The organism is Isoptericola variabilis, from assembly GCF_050311655.1.
Lineage (GTDB): Bacteria > Actinomycetota > Actinomycetes > Actinomycetales > Cellulomonadaceae > Isoptericola > Isoptericola variabilis.
In genome coordinates, this window is sequence record NZ_JBNOZM010000037.1 from 1 (window position 1) to 230 (window position 230).

A 230-nucleotide genomic window follows, 5' to 3' on the forward strand; every position below is an offset into this window, starting at 1 on the left:
CCTGGGCGTGCTGCTGGGCGGCACGGTCATCACCGAGAAGGTCGTCTCGATGGCCGGGCTCGGCGCTCTGCTGCTCGACGCCGTCGGCACCACCGACGTCCCGCTGCTGGTGGGCGTCACGTTCTTCTCGGCGGCCCTCATCGTGGTCGCCAGCCTGCGCGTCGACGTCGTGTACGGCGTCATGGACCCGAGGGTGCGCGCATGAGCGCCCGCCTGCACGCCGGGCGATG

1 protein-coding gene is annotated in these 230 nt (G+C 72.2%); it reads left to right on the plus strand.

The genetic code is table 11. The annotated features are described in order from the left end of the window. Positions 1 to 205, plus strand: a 205-nt coding sequence (locus ACQP60_RS20970; RefSeq protein WP_429736588.1) for an ABC transporter permease subunit, incomplete at its 5' end; no start/stop codon positions are given. Between the last annotated feature and the right edge of the window lie 25 nt (positions 206 to 230).